The 4,607-nt window shown below is 60.7% G+C and carries 4 protein-coding genes; all 4 read right to left on the bottom strand.

All coding sequences use genetic code 11. The features are described from left to right. Positions 1 to 92: cytochrome ubiquinol oxidase subunit I (locus V6584_RS07330; protein WP_340486344.1), on the bottom strand; the 92-nt coding region annotated here is incomplete at its 3' end. Between the two features lie 45 nt (positions 93 to 137). Beyond that, the gene (locus V6584_RS07325) at positions 138 to 1,313 is read right to left on the bottom strand and encodes an NAD(P)/FAD-dependent oxidoreductase (RefSeq protein WP_340469799.1); all 1,176 of its coding nucleotides are present in this window, start codon (positions 1,311 to 1,313) and stop codon (positions 138 to 140) included. Positions 1,314 to 1,643: 330 nt separating this feature from the next. Next, positions 1,644 to 2,615 (bottom strand): class C sortase, encoded by a 972-nt coding sequence (locus V6584_RS07320; RefSeq protein WP_340469800.1) that lies wholly within the window; start codon positions 2,613 to 2,615, stop codon positions 1,644 to 1,646. Positions 2,616 to 2,665: 50 nt separating this feature from the next. Then, positions 2,666 to 4,432 carry a SpaH/EbpB family LPXTG-anchored major pilin gene (locus V6584_RS07315; RefSeq protein WP_340469801.1) on the bottom strand — a complete coding sequence of 589 codons (1,767 nt, stop codon included), beginning with the start codon at positions 4,430 to 4,432 and terminating at the stop codon, positions 2,666 to 2,668. Between the last annotated feature and the right edge of the window lie 175 nt (positions 4,433 to 4,607).

Genomic DNA, 4,607 nt, shown 5'->3' with positions numbered 1-4,607 from the left:
AAAGACAGGCCAATGGTCATGGGAACAAAGAAGAAGTGGAAAATGGTCGTCATCGCAAACTGAAAACGCGACAAACCAAGAACCGTCAGCATTCCCTTTCCTTTCGTTATGCTGAAGCCATCGCTGCCCGACGACGCTCAGTTGCTTTCCAGCATTGTCCTCAGGTCGGAAAGTTCAAAAACGGAACGATCGTTGACGATCTTCTTCAAAACACCCACGATGCTTCCTTTGAGCTTCCACTTCCCCAGCTTGTCGATCTCGGCGACGCCTGCATGGGGGCCGAGCGAGCACACCGTGCCCACGCTCTTGAAAGCGAACGCCCGGGGTTCCTTCCCGGCGAGTCGCGCAAGGACATTGGCGGCAGCCGTGTCCGCCTCGGCCACGGAAATCTGGCCGGTTGTCGGGTAGGGACGACCAGTCTGGGGGTCCGGAACCGCGCTGATGTCACCGACCAGGAATTCCTCCGGATGACCTTCCACCGAGAGGTCCTTCTGGACGATGACACGATTACGCTTCTCATTATAGCCCGAATCAGCAATTACATGACTTCCCCGCACACCGGTGGTCCAAATAATCGTATTGGCGGTGAATTCCTGATCATTGCTCATGACGATGCCCGGCCTCACCTCCGTGATGGGGGTCGACACATGGAAGACGACACCGCGCTTTTCAAGATAGGTGACGGCCCATTGGACCAGGTCCTGGGAGAACATGGGGAGGATCTTCCCGGAAGCCTCGACGCAGTCGATCTTGATTTTGTCCGCAGGAAGCCCATACCGGGAGACCAGGGAGGGCATGCGGTGGACGAGTTCGCCCAGGTACTCGATGCTGGTGAAACCGGCTCCGCAGACCACGATATGCAGGTCGTTCTCGTCCTTGGTCTGCCGGTACCCCTCCAGGGTCCCCTCCAGATGTCTGCGGGCGGCCAGAGCCGTGTCCAGATCGACCAGGGGCAGGCCGTTCTCTTCCGCCCCCTTGATTCCGAAGGTCTCCGATTCGAAGCCCAGGGCGTTTATCAGATAGTCATAGCCCAGGGAACCGCTCCGGCTCAGATTCACCGTCTTGGAATCCTGGTCCACGGAGATCACCCGGTCGATGATGACCTCCACACCCTTTGGCACGGCCTTGCGGATGTCGAAGGTGATGTCCTCCGGCTCCTTCGTCCCTACCGCGACCTGGTGGAGTTGGGTAGATTCATAATGATACGGATTCTGATTGACCAGAACGAGGCGGACGGCGGTCTTGGCATGGGCAAGGCGTTTGACCGCCCTCATGCCGCCATATCCTGCCCCCAATATCACAACCGTCTTCATGTCTCTTTGCACCTTCTGTTCAAAACCGCACTGTTCCGCAGGAATGCCGGGTCCGTACCCTGGAGCGACCCTGCATGTCGGCACAGGCCCTGTAACAACATCAAGTATATGGCAGGACCGGTCCGACGGTGGCATCGTGCAGGCTGAGCCTCACCGACCCGGGCGGGGTTGCCGAAGCATGTGTCCCTGACCGGCAATGCCCCACCGGATGGCCCCCCATCCGACCCCGCCCTCCGGACCCGACGACCCGGATGGCCGGATGGCCTAATGGCCGGCCCATGCTGAGACAGGCTGAGACAGGCTGAGACAGAGCGCGCAGCAGATTCGGTCTCACACCCTCTTCCCCGAAGAGTGCCTCATGACAGCCAGGCGGGGGCGGCGCATGGCCGTCAGCAGGAGGGCGACCAGGGTCAGGAATATGGTGACGGCCATGACCGATCGGGTGTCCTTCTTCGCATCCTGGGGGTAAGGGACCGGTTCCGGCATGGGGGCGCGGAACCCGGATATGAGCAAGCGCCGGGTATTGACCCCGTATGGAGTGCAGGTCATCAGGGTGACCCGGTCCTGCCCTGCCATGATCTTCAGCTTTGAAGTGTCGTCGGGGCGTATCACGTCGATCCTGTCGACCTTGTATCCGAGCGTCTCCCCCATGGTCCTTATGTAAAAGACATCCCCGGGTTCCAATTCGTCCAACCGGGTGAACATGAGGGCATCGACCATCCCCCTGTGGCCGGTTATCACCGAGTGTGTGGAGGGACCTCCCACAGGCAGCGAGGTGCCGTACAGGTGTCCGGCACCGGAGGCCAGCGCCGCTTCGGAAGTGCCGTGGTAGATGGGCAGGTTGACCGAGATGCGGGGAATCTCGATCGAGCCCATGATCCCGTCGCCCTGGTCCAGGGCCGACTGGTACTCTCGATCGGCCGCTGCGGCCGAGCCCTCCGTCCTCTGGCTCTTCGCCGTGAAGGGGTCGACGGCCTCACCCATGACTGGCTGTCCGGAGACAGCCAGATGCCTGTTGTAATCTCTGGCGGCTTCGAGGGCTTCCTTTGCTTGCGGGTAAGGCCAACCAGCGACCCGGCCTGCCGATTTTCCGACCTGGTCCGCCTGCTCCAGGGCGGTCTTGTACTGCAAGGCGAAAGGAAAAGCGATGGTGCAGAGCCCCAGCAGAAGAATGACGATCGATATGATCTTCAACCGCTGCGCCGCACCACCGCTTCCCGACGATCCCGAACCGATGATCGCCTCAAAACCGTCGGAATCTTCAGCCGTCTTCGAGACAGCCGTCGAGTCCGACCTTGGCATGTTCACTTCTCCGATTCACATCTTTCCGCGTGGATGCGCGGTTGGGGCCCTCAGACCCTCACAGCTCCGGATTCCTTTTTCGCATTGCGCACGGACAGGAGGTAGATGCAGGAACCGGCGGCCACCAGGAGGACACCAACGGTCACCAGGAACATGATGCCGGCAGCGCCTGTCAGGGGGAGCTGGGTCAGGTTCTTGACGTTGAACACCCGGTAGTGCCCTGCGTCCTTATCGAGCAGATCCGACAGGCCATACTTATCCGAGGTGATGGAGTACAGGAGCGTGTCCAGGACCCGGTCGTCATCCACCGTCTTGTAGGTGGCGGTGATGCCGGCGGTGAAGAGCGGCTGCAGGTTCATGTAACCGGCCGGCGCCTTCGTTTCCTTGACGTCGTAGCTTCCGGAAGCCACGCCCTTGATCACGATCTTCCCGTCGCCGCCCACGGTCAAGGTGCTCTCGGTGGCTGTGCGGGTGTCTGTGGCGCTCTCGGGACGGTAGATGCCCTCGCTGACCTTGACCAGGTTCATCGGGGTCGACTCGCCATGGCGGGTGACCGTGTATTCGGCTCCGGTGATGGGGGCCCTGCTGGCCTTGTCCAACGTCACGACGTCGAAATCGAAGGTATAGACCGTGGATCTGCCCTGATCCGTCTTGCCGGTGGCTTCGGTATCGGGATCGTTCGAATACTCCACATTGGCATCGTTGTGGATTTCGCCGGGCTTCATGTCGATCGCACTGCTGGTCAGGGTGGTCTCGTAGTTGATTTCGATCGTCTGGCCCGCGACGCTGCCGTCGTGCGCCTTGATCAGTTCACTGAAGAAATGGGAGAGATCGAAGTCGAGGGAGCCGCTTTCCCCGCCGGGGGCCACCGCCTGGAAAACATAACCGTTCTTGTTCGTCGAGGCGTCATAGGGCTGGAGCACGGTGGCCCCCACCTTGACCGTGACCGTGCCCGCGCCGCTGAACTTCAGACCCTTCGACAGGGTATCGTGGACGATGAATTTGTAGGTGTCCGCATTGTAAGCGATGTAGGAGGGCACCTTGTCGGTGATTGTGAACCTGACGGTATCGCCCACCGAATAGTCGTTCTTGTCATTTGTCTTCACCGGCTTCGCGGGCGTGGAGCTCTTCGCCTCGATGCTGCCGGTGGTACCGGGGATCGTCAAGGCATCGGCCGCGGAAGCGCTGGTCTTGGCAAGGGTGCTGACGAACATGGGCAGGGTCTTGTCGATGTTCGTCCCGGGCGTCTTATCGACGACGATGTACTCACCCTGCACGAGTCCGGAGAAGGTCGCGACCCCGTTGGCGTCGGCCACTGCCGTGTCAAGGCCTGGTTCGTCGAAGAGGGACTTGAAGCCGGCATTCTGCCAGATCGCATTGAGGAAGAGGCGGACATTGCCGTCATACTGCGGCTTGCCACCCTCAGTCGTCGTGGTGGCGCCGTCATTGCCAAGGCCCCAGTTAGTTGAGACATAGGCGATGGGGTCGTTCGTCGCCTCAGCGGGGACCGTCTCCCCCCTGCTGTTGAGCACGGATGTCACGGCCGCAGCCGAAGCGCTCTTCACCGTTGAGGGGTCGTCTACGGTCTGTACGGCGACCGAACCCGTCTTCGGATCGGAGGGGGAGGCAATCACCCGCGTGTAATTGCCGACCCTCATGGCGACGAAGGTGCGGCCCTGGGCATTGGTTATCTGCAGATCGACCTTCGGCGCGCCCTCCACGGCCGCAGCCGTCGCAACTCCGGCAGCCCCCATTGCAACAGCCGCTATCACGGCGGAAACCGAGGCGAAAAGCCTCTTCATCCCTGGCTGTGTCATTACATGGTTTCCTTTCTCGAACTGGATGCAGGGGAAGACGGACATCTCCACCAACACCCACACCTGATCTGTCCCCCTGCAAAGAACCGGCCTTGGACGGACAGCCTTGTCCCTCCTGACAGGCGCAGGGCAAGACAAAGCAGAGCTAAGCAAAGCAAAGCAGAGCTAAGCAGAG

Origin of the sequence: Bifidobacterium favimelis, from assembly GCF_037963085.1 — a bacterium.
Lineage (GTDB): Bacteria > Actinomycetota > Actinomycetes > Actinomycetales > Bifidobacteriaceae > Bombiscardovia > Bombiscardovia favimelis.
Note: the sequence above shows the minus strand (reverse complement) of the source record. Positions and strands in the feature narration are given on the sequence as shown.